15 protein-coding genes are annotated in these 17808 nt (G+C 68.9%); 10 read left to right on the top strand and 5 right to left on the bottom strand.

Annotation, left to right across the window (positions count from 1 at the left end; translation table 11 throughout):
• The first annotated feature begins 19 nt into the window (after window positions 1-19).
• Window positions 20-475 carry a 6-carboxytetrahydropterin synthase QueD gene (gene queD, locus FS845_RS12770; RefSeq protein WP_144635423.1) on the top strand — a complete coding sequence of 152 codons (456 nt, stop codon included), beginning with the start codon at window positions 20-22 and terminating at the stop codon, window positions 473-475.
• 103 nt (window positions 476-578) lie between these two features.
• Window positions 579-1463 carry a 3-methyl-2-oxobutanoate hydroxymethyltransferase gene (panB, locus tag FS845_RS12765; RefSeq protein WP_144635420.1) on the top strand — a complete coding sequence of 295 codons (885 nt, stop codon included), beginning with the start codon at window positions 579-581 and terminating at the stop codon, window positions 1461-1463.
• 133 nt (window positions 1464-1596) lie between these two features.
• Here panB and FS845_RS12760 read toward each other — a convergent pair whose 3' ends face one another.
• Window positions 1597-2775, bottom strand: a complete 1179-nt coding sequence (locus FS845_RS12760) for a sensor domain-containing diguanylate cyclase (protein ID WP_144635417.1) — start codon at window positions 2773-2775, stop codon at window positions 1597-1599.
• A gap of 244 nt (window positions 2776-3019) precedes the next feature.
• Between FS845_RS12760 and FS845_RS12755 the strand changes: the two genes are divergently transcribed.
• The 5 genes from FS845_RS12755 to FS845_RS12735 are packed head-to-tail and all read left to right on the top strand — an operon-like array spanning window position 3020 to window position 8204.
• Window positions 3020-3535, top strand: a complete 516-nt coding sequence (locus FS845_RS12755; protein ID WP_144635414.1) for a MarR family winged helix-turn-helix transcriptional regulator — start codon at window positions 3020-3022, stop codon at window positions 3533-3535.
• Entirely contained in the window at window positions 3532-5595 is a 2064-nt protein-coding gene (locus FS845_RS12750; protein ID WP_144635411.1) for an FUSC family protein, read from the top strand. The genes FS845_RS12755 and FS845_RS12750 overlap by 4 nt, the downstream gene beginning before the upstream one ends.
• Entirely contained in the window at window positions 5592-5804 is a 213-nt protein-coding gene (locus tag FS845_RS12745; protein WP_144635408.1) for a DUF1656 domain-containing protein, read from the top strand. The genes FS845_RS12750 and FS845_RS12745 overlap by 4 nt, the downstream gene beginning before the upstream one ends.
• Window positions 5805-5808: 4 nt before the next feature.
• Window positions 5809-6732 (top strand): HlyD family secretion protein, encoded by a 924-nt coding sequence (locus tag FS845_RS12740; protein WP_186332265.1) that lies wholly within the window; start codon window positions 5809-5811, stop codon window positions 6730-6732.
• Window positions 6733-6752: 20 nt separating this feature from the next.
• On the top strand, window positions 6753-8204 hold the full coding sequence (locus FS845_RS12735; protein ID WP_144635405.1) for an efflux transporter outer membrane subunit: 1452 nt from the start codon (window positions 6753-6755) through the stop codon (window positions 8202-8204).
• 51 nt (window positions 8205-8255) lie between these two features.
• Here the strand turns inward: FS845_RS12735 and FS845_RS12730 are convergent, their stop codons facing one another.
• The 3 genes from FS845_RS12730 to FS845_RS12720 form a co-directional block, all read right to left on the bottom strand.
• Window positions 8256-9242: an Rpn family recombination-promoting nuclease/putative transposase gene (locus FS845_RS12730; RefSeq protein ID WP_186332264.1), complete on the bottom strand. Its 987-nt coding sequence runs from the start codon at window positions 9240-9242 to the stop codon at window positions 8256-8258.
• 168 nt (window positions 9243-9410) lie between these two features.
• Window positions 9411-10115 carry an esterase gene (ypfH, locus tag FS845_RS12725; RefSeq protein ID WP_144635399.1) on the bottom strand — a complete coding sequence of 235 codons (705 nt, stop codon included), beginning with the start codon at window positions 10113-10115 and terminating at the stop codon, window positions 9411-9413.
• Window positions 10116-10218: 103 nt separating this feature from the next.
• Window positions 10219-11505 (bottom strand): methyl-accepting chemotaxis protein, encoded by a 1287-nt coding sequence (locus FS845_RS12720; RefSeq protein WP_409929289.1) that lies wholly within the window; start codon window positions 11503-11505, stop codon window positions 10219-10221.
• Window positions 11506-11552: 47 nt separating this feature from the next.
• On the opposite strand from FS845_RS12720, the gene imuA reads away from it, so the two are divergent.
• Genes imuA through FS845_RS12705 form a run of 3 tightly spaced genes read left to right on the top strand, consistent with a single transcriptional unit; the run spans window position 11553 to window position 17001 of the window.
• Window positions 11553-12245 carry a translesion DNA synthesis-associated protein ImuA gene (imuA, locus tag FS845_RS12715; RefSeq protein ID WP_144635393.1) on the top strand — a complete coding sequence of 231 codons (693 nt, stop codon included), beginning with the start codon at window positions 11553-11555 and terminating at the stop codon, window positions 12243-12245.
• Window positions 12175-13812, top strand: coding sequence for a Y-family DNA polymerase (locus tag FS845_RS12710; RefSeq protein ID WP_186332263.1), 1638 nt, complete (start codon window positions 12175-12177; stop codon window positions 13810-13812). Before imuA ends, FS845_RS12710 begins: the two co-directional genes overlap by 71 nt.
• 9 nt (window positions 13813-13821) lie before the next feature.
• Window positions 13822-17001 carry an error-prone DNA polymerase gene (locus FS845_RS12705; RefSeq protein ID WP_144635387.1) on the top strand — a complete coding sequence of 1060 codons (3180 nt, stop codon included), beginning with the start codon at window positions 13822-13824 and terminating at the stop codon, window positions 16999-17001.
• Between the two features lie 64 nt (window positions 17002-17065).
• On the opposite strand, the gene FS845_RS12700 is transcribed toward FS845_RS12705, so the two are convergent.
• Window positions 17066-17701 (bottom strand): 4'-phosphopantetheinyl transferase family protein, encoded by a 636-nt coding sequence (locus FS845_RS12700; RefSeq protein WP_186332262.1) that lies wholly within the window; start codon window positions 17699-17701, stop codon window positions 17066-17068.
• Window positions 17702-17808 lie beyond the last annotated feature (107 nt).

Here is a 17808-nt window from a genome sequence, read left to right as displayed (position 1 = left end):
ACGCCGCGCGGGGCGCCCGATGATCTCCGTCACCCGCAGGCTGGAATTCGACGCGGGCCACCGCATCCCCGACCACCGCAGCCAGTGCCGCAACCTGCACGGGCACCGCTACGTGCTGGAAATCACGCTGTGCGGCGACATCGTGCAGGCGCCCGGCCAGTCCGACAACGGCATGCTGATGGACTTCTCCGAGATCAAGTCCATCGCGCAGGCACGACTGGTCAACGTGTGGGATCACGCGTTCCTGGTGTATTCGGGCGACGAGGCCGTGCGCGGCTTCCTCGATTCCCTGCCCGGCCACAAGACGGTGGTGCTGGACCGCATTCCCACGGTCGAGAACCTGGCGGCCATCGCCTTCGACATCCTGGCGCCGCACTATCAGGGCCACTACGGCCACGCCCTGCGCCTGCAGCGCGTGCGGTTGTACGAAACGCCCAATTGCTGGGCGGACTGCGACGGGCCGACCCACTCCTGAGCGCTGCGCGGCCGCTGTCGCCTGGCGCATCGGTGTCGGTTATAAAGGCGGGCCGCACTGGCGCACGTTGCCGCCGGCAGCGGCTGATTCGGAGACAGCACGCATGACCGCCTCGCCCCCCAATCCCGACGTGGCCGCGCCGTATGGCGGCGATGCACCGAGCGCCGCGCCTGCACGCGGGAAAGTGACCACCGCGCGCATCGCCCGGATGCGCGAGGCCGGCGAGAAGATCGCCATGCTGACCGCCTACGACGCCACGTTCGCCGCCATGGCGGATGCCGCGGGGGTCGACAGCGTGCTGGTCGGCGACTCGCTGGGCATGGTGTGCCAGGGCAGGACCACCACCGTCGGGGTGTCCCTGCACGAGATGGAATATCACACGCGATGCGTGGCGCAAGGCCTGGCCCGCAGCGCCAACGGCGCGCTGCTCATCGCGGATCTGCCCTTCGGCAGCTATCACCAGTCGCACGACCAGGCCATGGCCTCGGCCGTGCAGCTCATGGCGGCGGGCGCGCACATGGTGAAGCTGGAAGGCGGCGGCTGGACCACCGACGTGGTGGCCTTCCTGGTCGAGCGCGGCGTGCCGGTGTGCGCGCACCTGGGGTTGACCCCGCAGACAGTCTCGGCGCTGGGCGGCTACCGGGTGCAGGGCCGCGATGACGAAAGCGCGGCGCGGATCCGCAGGGATGCCGCCGCACTGGACGCGGCCGGCGCGTCGATGCTGGTGCTGGAAATGGTGCCGGCCCGCCTGGCCGTGGCCATCACCGAGGACATGAAGGCCTGCGCGACCATCGGCATCGGCGCCGGCGACGGCACCGATGGCCAGGTCCTGGTCATGCACGACATGCTGGGGCTCAACCTGGGGCGCATGCCCCGATTCGTGCGGGACTTCATGGCCGGCGCGCCGAGCGTGCAGGACGCGTTCCGCGCCTACGTCCAAGCGGTGAAGGCGGTCACGTTTCCGGATAACGCGCAACACGCCTGGTAAGGCGTTGCCGATGCGCCGGGGCGGCAGGCCGGCGATGCGCCAGGCCGTTGCGTTGGGCGATCTTCCCGGGCCGGTATTCTGCAGGGCCGCGTCGCGCCGGGACGCCGCAGCCTCCCCGGCCGGATTCCGGCGGTCAGGACGTGCGGCGACCCCGTTCGGCCGCCACGGGCGCATCCGCGCCGGCATCCATGGCGGGCTCGGTCTTCTTGGTGCGCTTGGCCTCGTACATGGCCGTGTCGGCCAGCCGCAGCGCCGTGTCGATGTCGGTGCCGTCCCATTTCACGCTGGCGCTGCCGATGCTGACGCCCACCGAGGCCACCACGCCATGCGACAGGCTGAACGGATGGCGGATGGATTCGGCGATGGCGGCGGCAAGATCCTGCTGCGCCTGGCCTTCCCACACCTCGTCGACCACCACGAACTCGTCGCCGCCCATGCGTGCCACCAGCGCCTGCGGACTGGCCAGGGCGCGCAGGCGCAGCGCCACCTGCATCAGCAGCATGTCGCCGGCCTCGTGGCCGTAAGCGTCGTTGACGGGCTTGAAGCCGTCCAGGTCCAGGAACAGCAGCGTCATGTCCTTCTTGCCGGGCTCGGCGCCGCGCTGCTCCAGCGCCTTGGACAGGCCCTCGCGGTTGAGCGCGCCGGTGAGCGCATCATGGCGCGCGCGATGGCTGTGCTCGCGCTCGGCCGTCATGGTGGTGATCAGCATGCCGTTCAGGCGGCGCGCCGCCGCCCCCATGGCGAACAGGTAGAACGGCACCTGCAGCAAGGTCAGCAGCAGCACCGGCTCGCCCGCCAGCAGCGCGCCCAGGCAGCAGGGCCCCAGCGAGAACACGATCATCACCACGACCAGGCGCGGCGCCGCGAAGTTGCGGAAGCAGATGCCGCCGACCATGGCGGCGGCCGACAGGAAGGACAGCGTGGAGGCGACCCAGTCGCCGCTGACCGCGCTGACGAAGGCGCCATAGCCCACCGTGGCGCCCCACACGGGGGCCAGCAGGATGTACAGGTCGGTGGGAGTCGGCCTGCCCTGCTCGGCGCGGCGCCGCGAGACCACCAGCACGCACCAGCGGATCAGGCAGACGATGATCTCGGCGATGAGCCAGAGGCGGAACGGCAGCGTCGGATGGCGGTAGAACAGCACGCCCGCCACCGCGACGGTGTTGAACACGCCGCCGAAGAAGATGGGCAGCGTGCCGAACAGCGTACCCACCAGCGCCACGCGGATCTCGTGCGGCGTGGCCTGGCCGGGCGCGGTCAGCCACCTCGCCAACCGGCCGCGCGGCAATGAGTACTCTGCGTGATTTTGCACCAACTACACCTGTTCGATTCGGATGCCGGGTTGCCAGGAAACCGGACGAGCATCCCTCGTTGAGTCGAGATTGTAATTGTTTGTCAATTTTTACGCCGTGCGTTTGCACAACACCCCCTTATCGGTGCCCCGCGCGCATCCCACGATGCTGCGACGCAGCATGCGAGCGGCACCGTGTGGGCACTATCCATTTGTTAGCTTGTTTAAATGTTAGCTTCCTAATAAATAGGCTACAATCAAACATATGAAAACGCCCACCGACAGCCAACTCATGTCCGTTTCGGCCGCCCTGCCCGTGCTGGCGCGTGCCTATCGCAGCGCGGCCGACAAGGTGCTGGCCGGCTACGGCCTGTCCCAGGCCACGGCCTGGCCCGTCATCCTGGCCGGCCGGCTGGGCGACGGCGTGCGACAGGGCGCGCTGGCCGAGGCCCTGGGCATCGAGGGCCCGTCGCTGGTGCGGCTGCTGGACCATCTGGTCAGCGCCGGCCTGATCGAACGCCGCGAAGATCCCAATGACCGGCGCGCCCGCACGCTGCATCTCACCGACAGCGGCCAAGCCCTGCGCGCCAAGCTGGAAGACGTGTTGACCCGCATCCGCCGCGAACTGTTCTCCGGCATCGACGCCGACGACGTCGCCGCCTGCCTGCGGGTGTTCGAGAAGCTTACGTACGCGCTGTCGCAGGGCCTGCCCATGCCGGAAGACCTGCCGCCCCCGCCGGCCGTCGAAGCCCCCGACAGACAACGGGACGGCCAGCCATGAACCGCATCCTGCCCACGCTGAACGACAGCCTCTTCTCGATCAAGTGCTACATCGGCGCCATGCTGGCGCTGTACCTGTCGTACTCGATCGGCCTGCCCCGCCCGTTCTGGTCGGTCACCACGGCCTACGTCGTGTCGCAGCCGTGGGCGGGCGCGGTGCGGTCGAAGGCCCTGTACCGGCTGGGAGGCACCTTTTTCGGCTCGGCCATGGTGGTTTACACCGTGCCGCGCCTGGCCAACTATCCGGTGCTGATGAGCCTGGCCATGGCGCTGTGGGTGGGTGCCTGCCTGTACATCTCCGTGCTGGACCGCACGCCGCGCTCGTACATGTTCATGCTGGCGGGCTACACCGCCGCGCTGATCGGCTTTCCCAGCGTGACCGACCCCGTCAACGTGTTCGACACCGGCCTGGCCCGCGTCGAGGAAATCATCCTGGGCATCCTGTGCGCCTCGCTGGCCCACAGCCTTATCCTGCCGCAAGGTATAGGCCGCGCCATCATCGGCCGGCTCGACGCCACGCTGCGCGATGCGCGCGACTGGGTGCGCGCGGTGCTGCACGGCGATTCGGCCCGGCAGGACAACGACCGCCGCCAGCTGGCCAATGACCTGACGCAGCTGCGCCTGATGTCGTCGCACGTGCCGTTCGACACCGGCAACATCCGCTGGACGGCCAACGCGCTGCGCGTCATGCAGGACCGCCTGGCCGCCCTCACGCCGTCGGTGTCCGCCGTCGAAGACCGCCTGCAGGCCTTGAAGGAGGCCGGCCAGCCACTGCCGCCCGACACGGCCGAGCTGCTGGAACAGGTCTCGCAATGGGTGGGCCAGGGCAAGGAGGCCACCACCGCGCGCGCCGCCGAACTGCGCCGCGACCTGGCCGCCCTCATCCCGCCGCTGTCCGACGCGCCCGACTGGCATACGCTGCTGCGCATCAGCCTGCTGACCCGCGTGGGCGAACTGATCGACGCCTTCGAGGCCTGCCTGCTGCTGCGCCGCGACATCAACGACGGCCTGCGCGGCTCGCCGCGTTCGATATTGCGCATGCGTCCGCTGACCCGCGGCCCGGTGCTGCACCGCGACCGCGGCATCGCGCTGTGGTCGGCGCTGTCGGTGGGCGTGGCCATCGCGGTTTGCTGCGCCTTCTGGATCGGCACGGCATGGACCAACGGCTCGGTCGCCGCGATGATGGCCGTGGTGTTCAGCTGCTTCTTCGCCTCGCAGGACAACCCCGTGCCGGGCATCATGCAGTTCCTGAAGTTCACGGTGTATTCCATTCCGCTGTCGGCGCTGTACCTGCTAGGGGTGATGCCGGCGGTGCATTCGTTCGAGATGCTGGCGCTCACGCTGTTTCCGGTGGCCTTCGTCCTGGGCACGCTGATCTCCCAGCCCCAGTACACGCTGCCGGGCATGGCGCTGCTGTTCGGCGTCACCGGCACCCTGGCGCTGCACGACACCAACACGGCTGACCTGGTTTCGTTCCTGGACTCCACGGTGGCGCAGATCCTGGGCGTGGCCACCGCGGCCATCGTGGCCGCCATCTTCCGCACGGCCAGCGCCGACTGGAGCGCGCGCCGCATCCAGTCGGCCAATTGGGACGAACTGGCCGAACTGGCGGGTTCGTCCAAGGCGCGCTCCAGCAGCGAGGCCTATGCGTATGCGTCGCGCATCCTGGACCGCGTCGGCCTGCTGCAGCCGCGCCTGGCGATGGCCACGCGGCGCGACGACCTGTTGGCCGCCGATGCGCTGAAGGACCTGCGCGTGGGCAAGGACATCGTCGAGCTGCAGCGCGCGCGCCTGCATCTGCCCGTGGCCGACGCGGCCATCCAGCGCGTGCTGCGCGGCCTGGCCGTCTTCTTCGGCCGGCGGTCCTCGGGCCGCCGCGAAGATCCGCAATTGCTCGAATCCATCGACCGCGCCCTGGCCGGCGTCACCGCCCTGGGCGCGGCCGACCCTGCCCGCAACCGCGCCGCGGTGGCGCTGGTCGGCATCCGCCGCGCGCTGTATCCGCAGGCCGACGGCTATGCCGCGCCGCGCGTCGCTTCCGCCTCGGAGTCCACGCCATGATCGGCGAATTCAGTTTCTACGGCATCTACTTTCCCTGGCTGCTGGTATTGGGCGTGATCGCCTGGGCCGCCAACTGGGCGCTGCGGCGCGTGCTGGCTCGCGCCGGGTTCTACCGCCTGGTGTGGCACCCCGCCCTGTTCGACCTGGCGCTGTTCGTCGTGCTGCTGTATTTCACGTCGCTGGCGGCCCCCTATTTTCTGCAGAGATAGCATCATGAGTCGCAAACTTTTCGATATGCTTCGCCCCGCCGCCCTGGGCCGCTTCGCCGTCACGGTGGCGGTCGTGGCCGCCGCCGCCTATGCGGGCTGGCAGCTCTGGGCCCATTACGAGATCGAGCCCTGGACGCGCGACGGCCGCGTCAAGGCCTATGTGGTGCAGGTGGCGCCGGACGTGTCCGGCCTGGTTACCGCCGTGCCCATCTCCGACAACCAGGACGTGCGCAAGGGCGACGTGCTGTTCGAGATCGACCGCGCGCGTTTCCAGCTGGCCTATGACCAGGCCCGCGCAGCCGTGGCGGCCCGCAAGGTGGCGCAGACGCAGGCGCAGCGCGACGTGAAGCGCAACCGCGCGCTGGGCCAGCTGGTGGCGGCCGAATTGGTCGAGCAGAGCCAGACCAAGCTGCAGCAGAGCGAAGCCGACCTGGCCCAGGCCGAGGTGCAGCTGGACATCGCCCGCCTGAACCTGGAGCGCAGCCGCGTGCTGGCCGCCACCGACGGCCGCATCACCAACCTGGACCTGCGCGTGGGCTCGTACGCCACCGCGGGCCGCGGCGTGATGGCGCTGGTCGACGCCAACTCGTTCTACGTCGAAGGCTATTTCGAGGAAACCAAGCTGCCGCGCATCCACGAGGGCGACGCGGTCAGCGTGCTGCTGATGGGCGAGGAGCGCCGCATCGCCGGCCACGTGGAAAGCATCGCCATGGGCATCGCCGACCGCGACCGCAGCACCAGCGCCAACCTGCTGCCCAACGTGAATCCCACTTTCAACTGGGTGCGCCTGGCGCAGCGTATTCCTGTCCGCGTGAAGATCGACAGCGTGCCCGAAGGCGTGCGCCTGGTGGCCGGCCAGACCGCCACCGTGTCGATCGACGGCGCCGAGCCCGCCGCCGCGGGCAATCCGGCGCCCGCGCGTTCGTGATCGATGACCGCCGTACTGCCATGACGACCCGCCGTTTGCTGCTTCCCCTGACCCTGGCCCTGGCGCTTGCCGGCTGCGCCGCCGTGGGCCCCGACTATTCGCTGCCGGACGAGGCCGCCGTGCGCACGCCCGCCGCCAATGCGCCCTTCGCGCAGGGCGGCGATGCCCGGCTGTTCGCCCAGGACGAGCCGCCGGGCGACTGGTGGCGGCTGTACCAGGACCCGCGACTGGACGCACTGGTGCGGCAGGCGCTCGCCGCCAATACCGACCTGCGCCAGGCGCAGGCCAACCTGGAACGTGCCCAGGCCGTGTCCGACGAGGCGCTTTCGCAGGGGCGTCCCGGCGTCAGCGTCAACGCATCGCCCACCTACGGCCACAGTTCGGGCGTGTCGGTGCTGCAGCCGGAGGCCGTGCCGCGCAATCGCTTCAGCTATTCCGGCACGGTGGGCGTGTCGTACCAGCTGGACCTGTTCGGCCAGATCCGCCGCGCCATCGAGGCCGCCGATGCCGACACGCAGGCCGCGCGGGCGGCGTACGACGCCGCGCGGGTCACGGTGGTGGCCGCCACGGCGCAAGCCTATGCCGACATGTGCTCGGCCGGCATGCAGCTGGCTTCGGCCAGGCATTCGGTGGACGTCCAGCAACAATCCGCCGATGCCGTGCAGCGCCTGCAGCGCGCGGGACGCGGCACGGCGCTGGACGTATCGCGCTCGCGTGCGCAGCTCGATCAGTTGCGGGCCGAGGTGCCGCCCTTCCAGGCGCGGCAGCGCACGGCGCTGTACCAATTGGCCGCGCTGACCGGTCACGCGCCCGGCGACATGCCGCAGACGCTGTTGTCCTGCGCGCAGCCGCCGCGGCTGGCGCAGACCATCCCGGTAGGCGATGGCGCGGCGCTGCTGCGCCGCCGGCCCGACGTGCGCCAGGCCGAACGCGCCCTGGCCGCCGCCACCGCCCGCATCGGCGTGGCCACGGCGGACCTGTACCCGAAGATCTCGCTGGGCCTGAATGGCGGTTCAGCCGGACCGATGTCGATGCTCGGCGACCGCGGCACGTTCAGCTGGAGCCTCGGTCCGTTGATCTCGTGGACCGTGCCCGATACCGGCGCGGCGCAGGCCCGCATCGCGCAGGCCGAGGCCGCCACGCGCGGCACGCTGGCCAGGTTCGACGCCACGGTGCTGAACGCGCTGCGCGAGACCGAGAGCGCGCTGGTGTCGTATGCGCGCCAGCTGGATCGCGACGCCGCGCTGCGGGCCGCGCGCGACCAGAGCGCCACGGCGGCCGACCAGGCGCGCCGGCTGTTCCAGGCGGGCAAGACGGACTACCTGACCGTGCTGGATGCCGAACGCACGCTGGCCAGTTCGGAAAGCGCCATGGCCGCATCGCAAGCGGCACTGGCCAGCGACCAGGTGACGGTGTTCATGGCGCTGGGCGGGGGATGGCAGGACGCGGAGGAAGAGAAGACCGGCGGGTGACGCACCGGGCAGCGCCTCGCCGGCCATTGCGGCCCGCAGGCCGCCGCGGCGTCATCGAAACACGTCCTCCAGCTTCGATGCGTGCAGGACACCGAGCGCCCACGACTCGACCTGGCCGGGATCCGCCGCGCGCAGGCGGGCTTGCACCTCGGCCGGCACCTCGCCGAACCGGTCCGCGATCAAGAGTTCGAGGATGGCGATCCGGCCATTGGAAAGGCCTTCCGCCAGGCCTTCCGCCAGGCCTTTCGCACGGCCTTCCGCGAGGCCCGCTTCAAGCCCCTTTTCGCGTCCTTCCGCTACGCCGGCTTCGTGCCCATCTTCGCGCGCGCATTCGAGCCCCCAGTGGTAATCCCTCACTGCCATCTCGCGCGACACGACGGCCATGCGAAACGCCGGGTCGTCGGACATCTCCTCGATGAGGCGCAACGCCTCGAGTACGGGGGGGTGGGTGATATGGTTCATGAGTGCCTCGTTGTGGCTATCGCGCAGGCAGCTGGCCCACGCATGCAGGGCCGAAGAAGCGGATAGCGATTCGGCCTTGTCCAGTTCGACAATGTGCAATTGCAGACTGTCGGTGAATTCTATGGAGGGGCAGCCGTCGTTTCGCATGGCGAAGCGCCAATCAGTCTGATCCGACAACGCCGGGTACAAATTCTGTCCCAGCAGACTGATGCCGATGACCGGCCGCAAGACGCGATAACCGTTACCCCTGCGCAATTGAGCAACCAGATTGCATGCCAGGTAATAGATGTTGCGGGCGGGCCAATGGCGTTGGGCGAAGCGCTGCATCTCGACGACGTAGCAGCGACCTTCGGCATCCTGCGCGCGCACATCCACCGAGATCAGCTTGCCTTGCGGCGTTTCGGGAACAAGCTCGCCGTCCAGGATGCGGATGCCCGCGGTGGGCCTGTCCGGCCGTCGCACGGCATCGATCAGGTCGGACAGCAGGTGGGGATGCCCGCGGAACAACGCCTTGAAGACGAGGTCGTTCGACAGGCTGAGTCGGCGCGGGCGGCCAGGGTGGGAAGAAGACGTCACGGGCATGTGTTTCCTGGAAGCGGGTGGATCCCTGGAAACACTCTAGCGACGATCGATCTGTCCTGAAATTGGGCCGATTTGTCCCTTGCGACAGGAATGTCCCGCAGAGGATCGGACGGCGCGTACGCGTGATCGGCGCGCGGACCTCCCCTCATGGAATGACTGCCGTCAATGCATCGTCGTGCCTTCCGGCGGCACCGGATCCATCTGCATCGCGGCCGCCCAGCTGCGCAGCGGCACGCAGGTCTGAAGGCGGTGGATGGCGCGCTGCACCAGCGCCGGATGCAGTTCGTGACCCACGCGCGAGGCCACGTCTATGGTGGAGTCGCCCTTCAACTCGGCCAGGCGGGCCTGGGCTTCGTGGACGTGCGTCACGGGCATCACGGGGTCGTCGGCGCCGTGCAGCAGGTGGATGGTGGTGTACGGCGGCACGGTCGTGGGCAGTTGCGCGTAGCGGCCGGAGAACGCCAGCACGCGGCCGGCCAGGCGGTGCTCGGCCTGCACGGCCTCAAGCGCCATGATGGCGCCCTGCGAAAAGCCCACAAGCGCGGTGTCGGACGATTTCAGCTTCAGGCTGCGCTGGGCCGTCTGGACGTACTCGATCAGGGCCGGCATGGCCTGGGCGACGCGTTCGGCCCGGTTCTCGTCGGTGATGCCGCGCACCGAAAACCACTGGCGGCCGTGGGCGCTGCCGTCGAAGGCCTCGAAACCCTCGGGGATGCGCACCACGGCGTTGGGAAACGCCGCGCGCAAGGCCAGCCCCAGCGACTCCAGGCCGTCGGGCGTATCGCCCACGCCGTGCAGCAGCACGAACAATTGCCGAACCTCGGTGCCGGGGTTGGGCCAGAATTCGATGGAGTTGGAAGCGGGCATGCGGGAAGACCTCTGGAACGGAACGCGCCGGAAACCCGGCGCGGATAACCCATTCTAGCGCCGGCCGCGGCAGCGCTACGCCAAGACGCCGCCGTGCGCAGGGTCATCCGAAATGGCGGCGCGGCTGCTGCTCGATGACCCCATACCAACCCAGGCCCGGATAGGTTTCATAGCCGGGCGTCAATGCGTAGCCCACCAGCCGATCGGCGCTCGGGTAGAACCCCCGCGTCTGGCCATCGGTGTTCAGCAGCACATAGCGTTCGCGCAGGTCCGCCCCGTCGGACGCGGCGATCACACGCTGGCGACTGTCCACCAGCATGCAGCGCGTGCGCGACCACTCCTCATCGCTCAGTCCCACCGACCGCACCACCGTCTCGGCCTGGCGGGCCCAATCGAAGAAGATGCCCAGCACGCCCACCGGCTTGCCTTCGCGCCGGGCGCCGGCGCGGATCGCGGTGCTGTAGGCGGCCACCTGCGCGCCCTCCAGCAGCGGCTCGGGCCGGATGTCCAGGGCGGCGTAGTCGCCCCCGTCCGTGGTGGCCATGCCGCGTCGAAACCATTCCTCGTGCGCGACGCTGGCCCCCAGGGCCTTCGGGTAACGGTCCGGACGCCCGGTGGCCAGCACCCGTCCTTGTGCATCGGCCACCCACAGGTCCAGGTACACGGTGTAGCTGTCCAGGATCACGGCCAGCCGTTCGCAGGCATGGCGCACGGCCTGCGGCGTGGGCGACTGCAGCAGTTCGACCAGCGACGAATCCGTCGCCCACCAGCGCACGTCGCACGAACGCTCGTACAGGTTCCGGTCCATGGTCTCGACCATGTTCAGCGCCAGGTCGCCCAGCCGGCGGCCTTCGTAGCCGCGGATCTCCTGCAATGTGTTCTCGCCCAGCCGGATCAGGTCGGCGATGGAGCCGGCCAGCTCGAGCTTGAGCGCGTCGGCGATGTGCGTGATCTGTTCGGACACCTGCTGCACCTGGTTGGCCACGACCGCGAAACCGCGGCCCGCCTCGCCCGACCGGGCAGCCTCGATGCGGGCATTCAGCGAGAGGTATTTGGCCTGCTGATTGATGTCGACGATGTTGGAGATCTTCTCGTTCGAGATCTTCTCTACGCGACGGGACAGTTCGACGATCATTTCCGGATGATGGGCCATGCTGCTTACTCCTTTCGAACGGAACGTGTTGGACGAGGAGACAGTCTTGAATCCGTTCAAGCACGATGCGTGCCAGCTTGGCGAAACAAGAGGCAGGGAACCTCTCGTCTCCCGCTTCCAGGATCTGCGCGGCGATAGCTCGCGAGGGCGGCGGCACCAGAATGGGGCAAGCGGGGTTGAGGATGGGGCATGCCCACGCTGATGGCGCTCGAAGCCGGCGCGCGGGGCAAACGCCATCCGCCCAAAATACTGTATATTTGTACAGTGATTACGGTTTTTGATCGATGCGCCCCGAACACATCCACCCCGCCCTCTGGCGCGCCACGCAACTGGCGCAAGGCGCCGCGCGCTGCGTGGCGACCGGCCATGATGCCCTGTCCGGCCAGTTGCCGGGCGGGGGGTGGCCGCTGGGCGCGCTGATCGAACTGCTGCAACCGCATCCCGGCATCGGCGAGGTCCGCCTGCTGCAACCCGCGCTGGCGCGGCTGGACGGCCCGCGCGCCATCGCGCTGGTGCAGCCGCCGCACGTGCCGCACATCGCCTGCTGGAGCCAATGGCAGCTAGACCCGGCGCAACTGCTGTGGGTCGACCCGGCCACGCCCGAAGACGCCTTGTGGGCGGCCGAGCAGATCCTGCGCCATGGCACCTGCGGCGCGCTGCTGTGCTGGCTGCCGCGCGCCCGGCACGAGGCCCTGCGCCGCCTGCACCTGGCCGCCGCGGGCAGCGACACCCTGTTCTTCGCGCTGCGGCCGGCCGCGGCGGCGCGCCAGGCCTCGCCCGCGCCGCTGCGGCTGGCACTGGACAGCGCGCCGGCCGGCCTGTCGGTGCGGGTGCTCAAGCGCCGCGGTCCCGTCACCGACACCCCTTTCTTCATTCCTTTCGAGCCGGGCGCCCTGCCCGTTCCCCATGCGCCTCTGGATCGCCGTGTTCCTGCACAGCCTGCCGCTGGACGCCGTACGCCCGTACTGGTTCCGTGACGACGGCGGCGCGGGCTGCGCCGTGCTCGAAGCCACGCGCGTGGCGGCGCTGACCCCGGCTGCGCAACGGGCCGGCGCGCAGTTGGGCATGCGGCGCGCCAGCCTGGCCGCCATCGCGCCGCACTGCGGGCAGGTCGACCGGCAGCCTGCCGCCGAGGCCCAGGTGCAGCAAGGCGCGGCCTTCGCCCTGCTGCAATACACGCCGCAACTGGCCGTGCCCGACACCTCGGCGCTGCTGCTGGACGTGGGCGCCAGCCTGCAGTTGTTCGGTGGCCCGCGCGCCCTGGCGCGCCGGGTGGCCGCCACGCTGGCGGCGCAGGGCGTGCAGGCCACGCTGGGGCTGGCGCCCACCGCCCTGGGCGCATGGCTGCTGGCGCATCAGCCGGTGCGCCATGGCGCGCAGGTGGTCACCGGAGCGGCCACCGACCGCGTCGGCGACCTGGCGCCCGATGGCTCGCCGCGGCCGGTGCGCGGCAAGACCCACACCTCTCGCGGCCAGCCCCTGCAGGCCATCGGCGAATCCCTGGCGCGCCGTCCCCGGCAGCGCACGGTGCTGCGCGTGGCGCTGCGCCAGGCCAGCCTCGAACGCCGGCTGGACGCCCTGTCCCTGTCCTTGCTGCCGCAGGCCCGCGAACGCCTGGACTGGCTGCACGACCTGGGCTGCCACACGTTGGGCCAGGCGCGGCGCCTGCCGCGCGCGGGCTTGCAACGGCGCGGCTGCGGCCCGATGCTGCAGGCCCTCGATGCCGCCTATGGCGCCGCGCCCGAGCTGCACCGCTGGATCACGCCGCCGCCCAGCTTCCACCAGCGCATCGAACTGCCCGATTACCTCGAACAGGCCGACGCCCTGCTGGCCGTGGCGCGGCGCCTGGCCGACCAGTTGTGCGGCTGGCTTGCCGCGCATCAGCGCGCGGTGCAGCGCATCACGCTGGAACTGTCGCACGAGCGCGGCCGCCACGCCCGGCCGCCCACCGAACTGCCGCTGGCCATGGCCCAGCCCGCCTGGCATGGCGGCCATCTGGTCGAACTGCTGCGTGAGCGGCTGGGCCGGCTCGAATTGCAGGCCCCCGTCATCGCCGTCACGCTGCACGCGCCGCAGACCGTCGATCGCCCCGACGCCAGCACCACGCTGTTTCCCGATCCGGCCACTCAGCCGGCCGACCATGCACGGCTGCTGGACCTGCTGGCCGCGCGGCTGGGCGCGCAGCGGGTGCTGCGCGCCCAGCCGCGGGCCGACCACCGGCCCGAGCAGGCCAATGGGTGGATGGCAGCGCAGGCCGTGGACGGCAAGCCACGCCCGCTCGCATTGCCGCCGCGCCTGGAGCGCCCGTTCTGGCTATGCGATCCGCCCGTGCTGCTGCGTGTCGAACGCAACCGTCCCGTGTATGCCGGCCAGCCCCTGCGCATGATCCGCGGTCCCGAACGCATCGAAACCGGCTGGTGGGACGGTGGGGACACGCAGCGCGATTACTTCGTCGCCGAGGATGACGGTGCGGCGCGCTATTGGCTTTTTCGCGAGCGCGACAGCGCAGATGCGCGCTGGTTTTTGCACGGGCGGTATGCCTGAGGTTCCGCCATGTCCGACGACTCGCCCACCATTCCCGCGGTGCTGCCGCAGTATGCAGAGCTGTACTGCCAATCCAATTTCTCGTTCCTGCAAGGCGCTTCGGAACCCGAAGAGCTGGTCGACCAGGCCATTGAACTGAACTATGCCGCGCTGGCCATCACCGATGAGTGTTCGCTGGCGGGCGTGGTGCGCGCGCATCTCCAGCTCGGCAAGTACCACGAGGCTGCCAAAGAAGCCGGCACGCCGCCCCCGCCCTTGCAGTTGCTCATCGGTGCCAGCTTCACCTTGCAGGCGGGTTCCGATGCCGGCGACATCAGGCTGGTGCTGCTGGCGCAGACCCGCGAAGGCTATGGCAATCTGTCCGAGTTCATCACCCTGGGCCGCATGCGCACCACCAAGGGCGAATACCTGCTGGGCACCAAAGACCTCAAGACCATGCGCCACCTGCCCGATTGCCTGGCCATCCTGGCGCCGCCCCAAGGCATCGAGCCCGACACCCTGCTGGCCCAGGCACGTTGGCTGGCACGCGCCTTTCCTCGACGCGCCTGGCTGGGCCTGACGCTGCTTTATGGCCCCCGCGACGACCTGCACCGTGCGGCCGTCGACCAGGCCGCGCGCGCCACGGGTCTGCCGGTGGTCGCGGTGGGGGATGTACAGATGCACCTGCGCTCGCGCAAGCCGCTGCACGACACCATGTCGGCGATCCGCCTGGGCCGCCCGATCGCCGAATGCGGCTACGACCTGGCCGCCAATGCCGAGCGCCATCTGCGCACGCGCCTGCGCCTGGCCCAACTCTATCCGCCCGAGGCCCTGGCACAGACGCAGGCCATCCTGCGCCGCTGCCGGTTCTCGCTGGAGGAACTCAAGTACCAGTACCCTGACGAAATCGTTCCCAAAGGTCTTACCGCCTCGAAATACCTGCGCCGCGAAACCCTGGCGGGCGCGGAATGGCGCTATCCCCAGGGGATACCACCATCCACCCTCGAGCAGATCAACCACGAACTGGAATTGATCATCGAGATGAAGTACGAGGCCTATTTCCTGACGGTGTACGACGTCGTGAAAGAAGCCAGGCGCCGCGACATACTTTGCCAGGGCCGCGGCTCGGCGGCCAATTCCGTGGTGTGCTTCTGCCTGGGCATCACCGAGGTCCGTCCCGAAAGCAGCAGCCTGCTGTTCGAACGCTTCATCAGCAAGGAACGCGGCGAACCGCCCGACATCGACGTCGACTTCGAACACCAGCGCCGCGAAGAGATCATCCAGTACATCTACGACAAATACGGCCGGCATCGCGCGGCGCTGACGGCCGTGGTCATCAGCTATCGCCCACGCAGCGTGCTGCGCGATACCGGCAAGGCGCTGGGTGTGGATCCGGTCATCATCGATGCGGTGGCCGGTGCGCACCAGTGGTGGGACGGCAAGGAAGCCCTGCTGGCCACGCTGAAATCCTGCGGGCTGGATCCGCAAGCGCCCGTGGCGCAACATTGGGCCGAGCTTGCGCAGACCCTGATGAGTTTTCCCCGTCACCTGTCACAGCATCCCGGTGGCTTCGTCATCTCGCGCGACAAGCTGTCGCGCCTGGTGCCCATCGAGAACGCCGCCATGCCGGATCGCAGCGTGGTGCAATGGGACAAGGACGACCTGGACGCGATGGGTCTGCTGAAGGTGGACATCCTGGCGCTGGGCATGCTCAGCATGCTGCAGCGCGCGTTGAAACTGATCTCCCTGCGGCGTGGGCGCAAGATGGTGCTGCAGGACATCCCCTCGGACGACAAGCCCACCTACGACATGATCTGCAGGGCCGACACCATCGGTGTATTCCAGATCGAATCGCGCGCACAGATGAGCATGCTGCCTCGCTTGCGGCCGCAGGAATACTACGACCTGGTGGTGCAGGTAGCCATCGTGCGGCCCGGGCCTATCCAGGGCGGCATGGTGCACCCGTACCTGGCACGCCGCAAGGACAAGTCGCTCATCACCTCCCCTGGCAAAGAGGTCGAAGAGGTGCTGGAACGCACGCTCGGCGTACCGATTTTCCAGGAACAGGTCATGCAGATCGCCATCAAGGCCGCCGGGTTCAAACCTGGCGAAGCCGATGGCCTGAGGCGTTCAATGGCGGCTTGGCGCAAGAAAGGCAGCGTGGATAAGTATCGCGAAAAGTTGACCAACGGATTGAAGAAAAAGGGCTATACCCCTGAATTCGCCGAATCCCTCTTCAAGCAGATCCAGGGCTTCGGCGAATACGGCTTCCCCGAAAGCCACGCCGCCAGCTTCGCCTTGCTGGCCTATGCCAGTTCCTGGGTCAAATGCCACGAGCCCGAGGCCTTCCTCGCCGCGCTGCTCAACTCCCAGCCCATGGGCTTCTACGCTCCCGCCCAACTGGTGCAGGACGCCCGCCGCCATGGGGTCGAGGTGCTGGCCATCGACGCCACCGCCAGCCATTACGACGCCACGCTCGAACCCCTTCCCGGCGCGGTGCGCCCGGCGGTCCGACTGGGGCTGAACCTGGTGCAAGGCCTCAGCGAAGAAGCCGCCAAACGCATCGCCGAAACTCGCGACCAAAGCGCCTACACCGATACGCGCGACCTGGCCCTGCGCGCCCAGTTGAATCGCCATGACCTGGACGCCCTGGCCGCCGCCGACGCGCTGCGCACGCTGGCCGGGCACCGCCGCCACGCCAGCTGGGCCGCTGCCGGGGCCGTGCCCAGCCGCGACCTGCTGCGCGCCGCGCCGCTGGCCGAGCCCGTCATGCCGGCCCTGGCCGAGCCCTCCGAGGGCCAGGACGTGGCCGCCGACTACCGCAGCACCCGGCTTACCTTGCGCCGCCATCCGGTGGCGCTGCTGCGCGAGGAACTGGCCGCGCGCAACTTCCAGCCCGCCGAGGTGCTGAACACCTATCCTGACCGACGCACGGCACGCGCCTGCGGCATCGTCACCGTGCGGCAGCGGCCGCAGACGGCCAACGGCACCATCTTCGTCACCATCGAGGACGAGACCGGACCCGTCAACGCGGTGGTGCGGCCCGAACTGATCGAACGCCAGCGCCGCGAACTGCTGGGCGCCACCCTGCTGGGCATCTACGGCACCTGGCAATCGCGCGAAGGTGTGCAGCACCTGATGGCACAACGGCTGGTCGACCTGACGGAATTGCTGGGCAACCTGCCGGCGAAAAGCCGTAATTTCCAATGAGCGGGGATCAACAGCAAGCGCATTTCCCAACGCGACCGCAATAGCGCACGCGCCGCGGTTGGGCTCATAACGCTCTGCCGCTCAGCGGGGGCCGAGGTCGAGGCCGAGACGGCAGCAGCCCTCCCGCAGAACGCCACAGCACCCTGACGTCCGGCAAGGTATCGCCGGCGGGTGTATGCCATTCAAACCCCGCATCCGGCCCGCACCAGACCACACTGGCGATCCACTGGTCCCCCACCGCCATCGTGCACGCCTGCCAGGCCAAGCCGTCCTCCGGACCGCGCAGCACCCACCGCTGCCCATCTTGCGCCAGGCCCACGCTTTTCATATCCGCCGGAAAATCCAGCCCAGCCGCTTTGACATACGCTTCTTTCAGCGTCCAGAACCGGTAAAACCATTCCCGTAGCAAATCGGAAGACAGCGTGCGCAGGAAAACCAATTCGGCCTCGTCGCAACACCATTCAGCCAAACCAGGGAAATCCCTGGGACGCATGCGTTCCAAATCAACCGCCACCCGCCAACCCGGCGGCGCCACCGCCAGCAGGGCATGGCCGGCGCTGTGGCTGAGGCCGCACACGGCCTGATCGCGCCGGTCGCCCGGTAATGCGTGTTGTATTAATGCACGGCTGACGCGCCATTCCTCCTCTGCCTTGGGGGACCGTTGCACATCCGCGCGGAAAATATCGCACCGGCGCAGCATTTTTGGCCGATAATCCTGCGCTGCGCGAGGAGGGCCCCACCAGAGGGCAAGTCCGTCATACTCCATGGCACATGTAACCAAAAATAAATACCCACGGTCAAGTTAAC

Origin of the sequence: Bordetella genomosp. 13 (assembly GCF_007679965.1) — a bacterium.
GTDB lineage: Bacteria > Pseudomonadota > Gammaproteobacteria > Burkholderiales > Burkholderiaceae_B > Bordetella.
Note: the sequence above shows the minus strand (reverse complement) of the source record. Positions and strands in the feature narration are given on the sequence as shown.

Excerpts from the sequence above, each read along its gene's own strand:
- queD (WP_144635423.1), top strand. The coding sequence starts at position 20 with ATGATCTCCGTCACCCGCAGGCTGGAATTCGACGCGGGCCACCGCATC.
- panB (WP_144635420.1), top strand. The coding sequence starts at position 579 with ATGACCGCCTCGCCCCCCAATCCCGACGTGGCCGCGCCGTATGGCGGC.
- FS845_RS12755 (WP_144635414.1), top strand. The coding sequence starts at position 3,020 with ATGAAAACGCCCACCGACAGCCAACTCATGTCCGTTTCGGCCGCCCTG.
- FS845_RS12750 (WP_144635411.1), top strand. The coding sequence starts at position 3,532 with ATGAACCGCATCCTGCCCACGCTGAACGACAGCCTCTTCTCGATCAAG.
- FS845_RS12745 (WP_144635408.1), top strand. The coding sequence starts at position 5,592 with ATGATCGGCGAATTCAGTTTCTACGGCATCTACTTTCCCTGGCTGCTG.
- FS845_RS12740 (WP_186332265.1), top strand. The coding sequence starts at position 5,809 with ATGAGTCGCAAACTTTTCGATATGCTTCGCCCCGCCGCCCTGGGCCGC.
- FS845_RS12735 (WP_144635405.1), top strand. The coding sequence starts at position 6,753 with ATGACGACCCGCCGTTTGCTGCTTCCCCTGACCCTGGCCCTGGCGCTT.
- ypfH (WP_144635399.1), bottom strand. The coding sequence starts at position 10,115 with ATGCCCGCTTCCAACTCCATCGAATTCTGGCCCAACCCCGGCACCGAG.
- FS845_RS12720 (WP_409929289.1), bottom strand. The coding sequence starts at position 11,505 with ATGGCGTTTGCCCCGCGCGCCGGCTTCGAGCGCCATCAGCGTGGGCAT.
- imuA (WP_144635393.1), top strand. The coding sequence starts at position 11,553 with ATGCGCCCCGAACACATCCACCCCGCCCTCTGGCGCGCCACGCAACTG.
- FS845_RS12710 (WP_186332263.1), top strand. The coding sequence starts at position 12,175 with ATGCGCCTCTGGATCGCCGTGTTCCTGCACAGCCTGCCGCTGGACGCC.
- FS845_RS12705 (WP_144635387.1), top strand. The coding sequence starts at position 13,822 with ATGTCCGACGACTCGCCCACCATTCCCGCGGTGCTGCCGCAGTATGCA.
- FS845_RS12700 (WP_186332262.1), bottom strand. The coding sequence starts at position 17,701 with ATGCTGCGCCGGTGCGATATTTTCCGCGCGGATGTGCAACGGTCCCCC.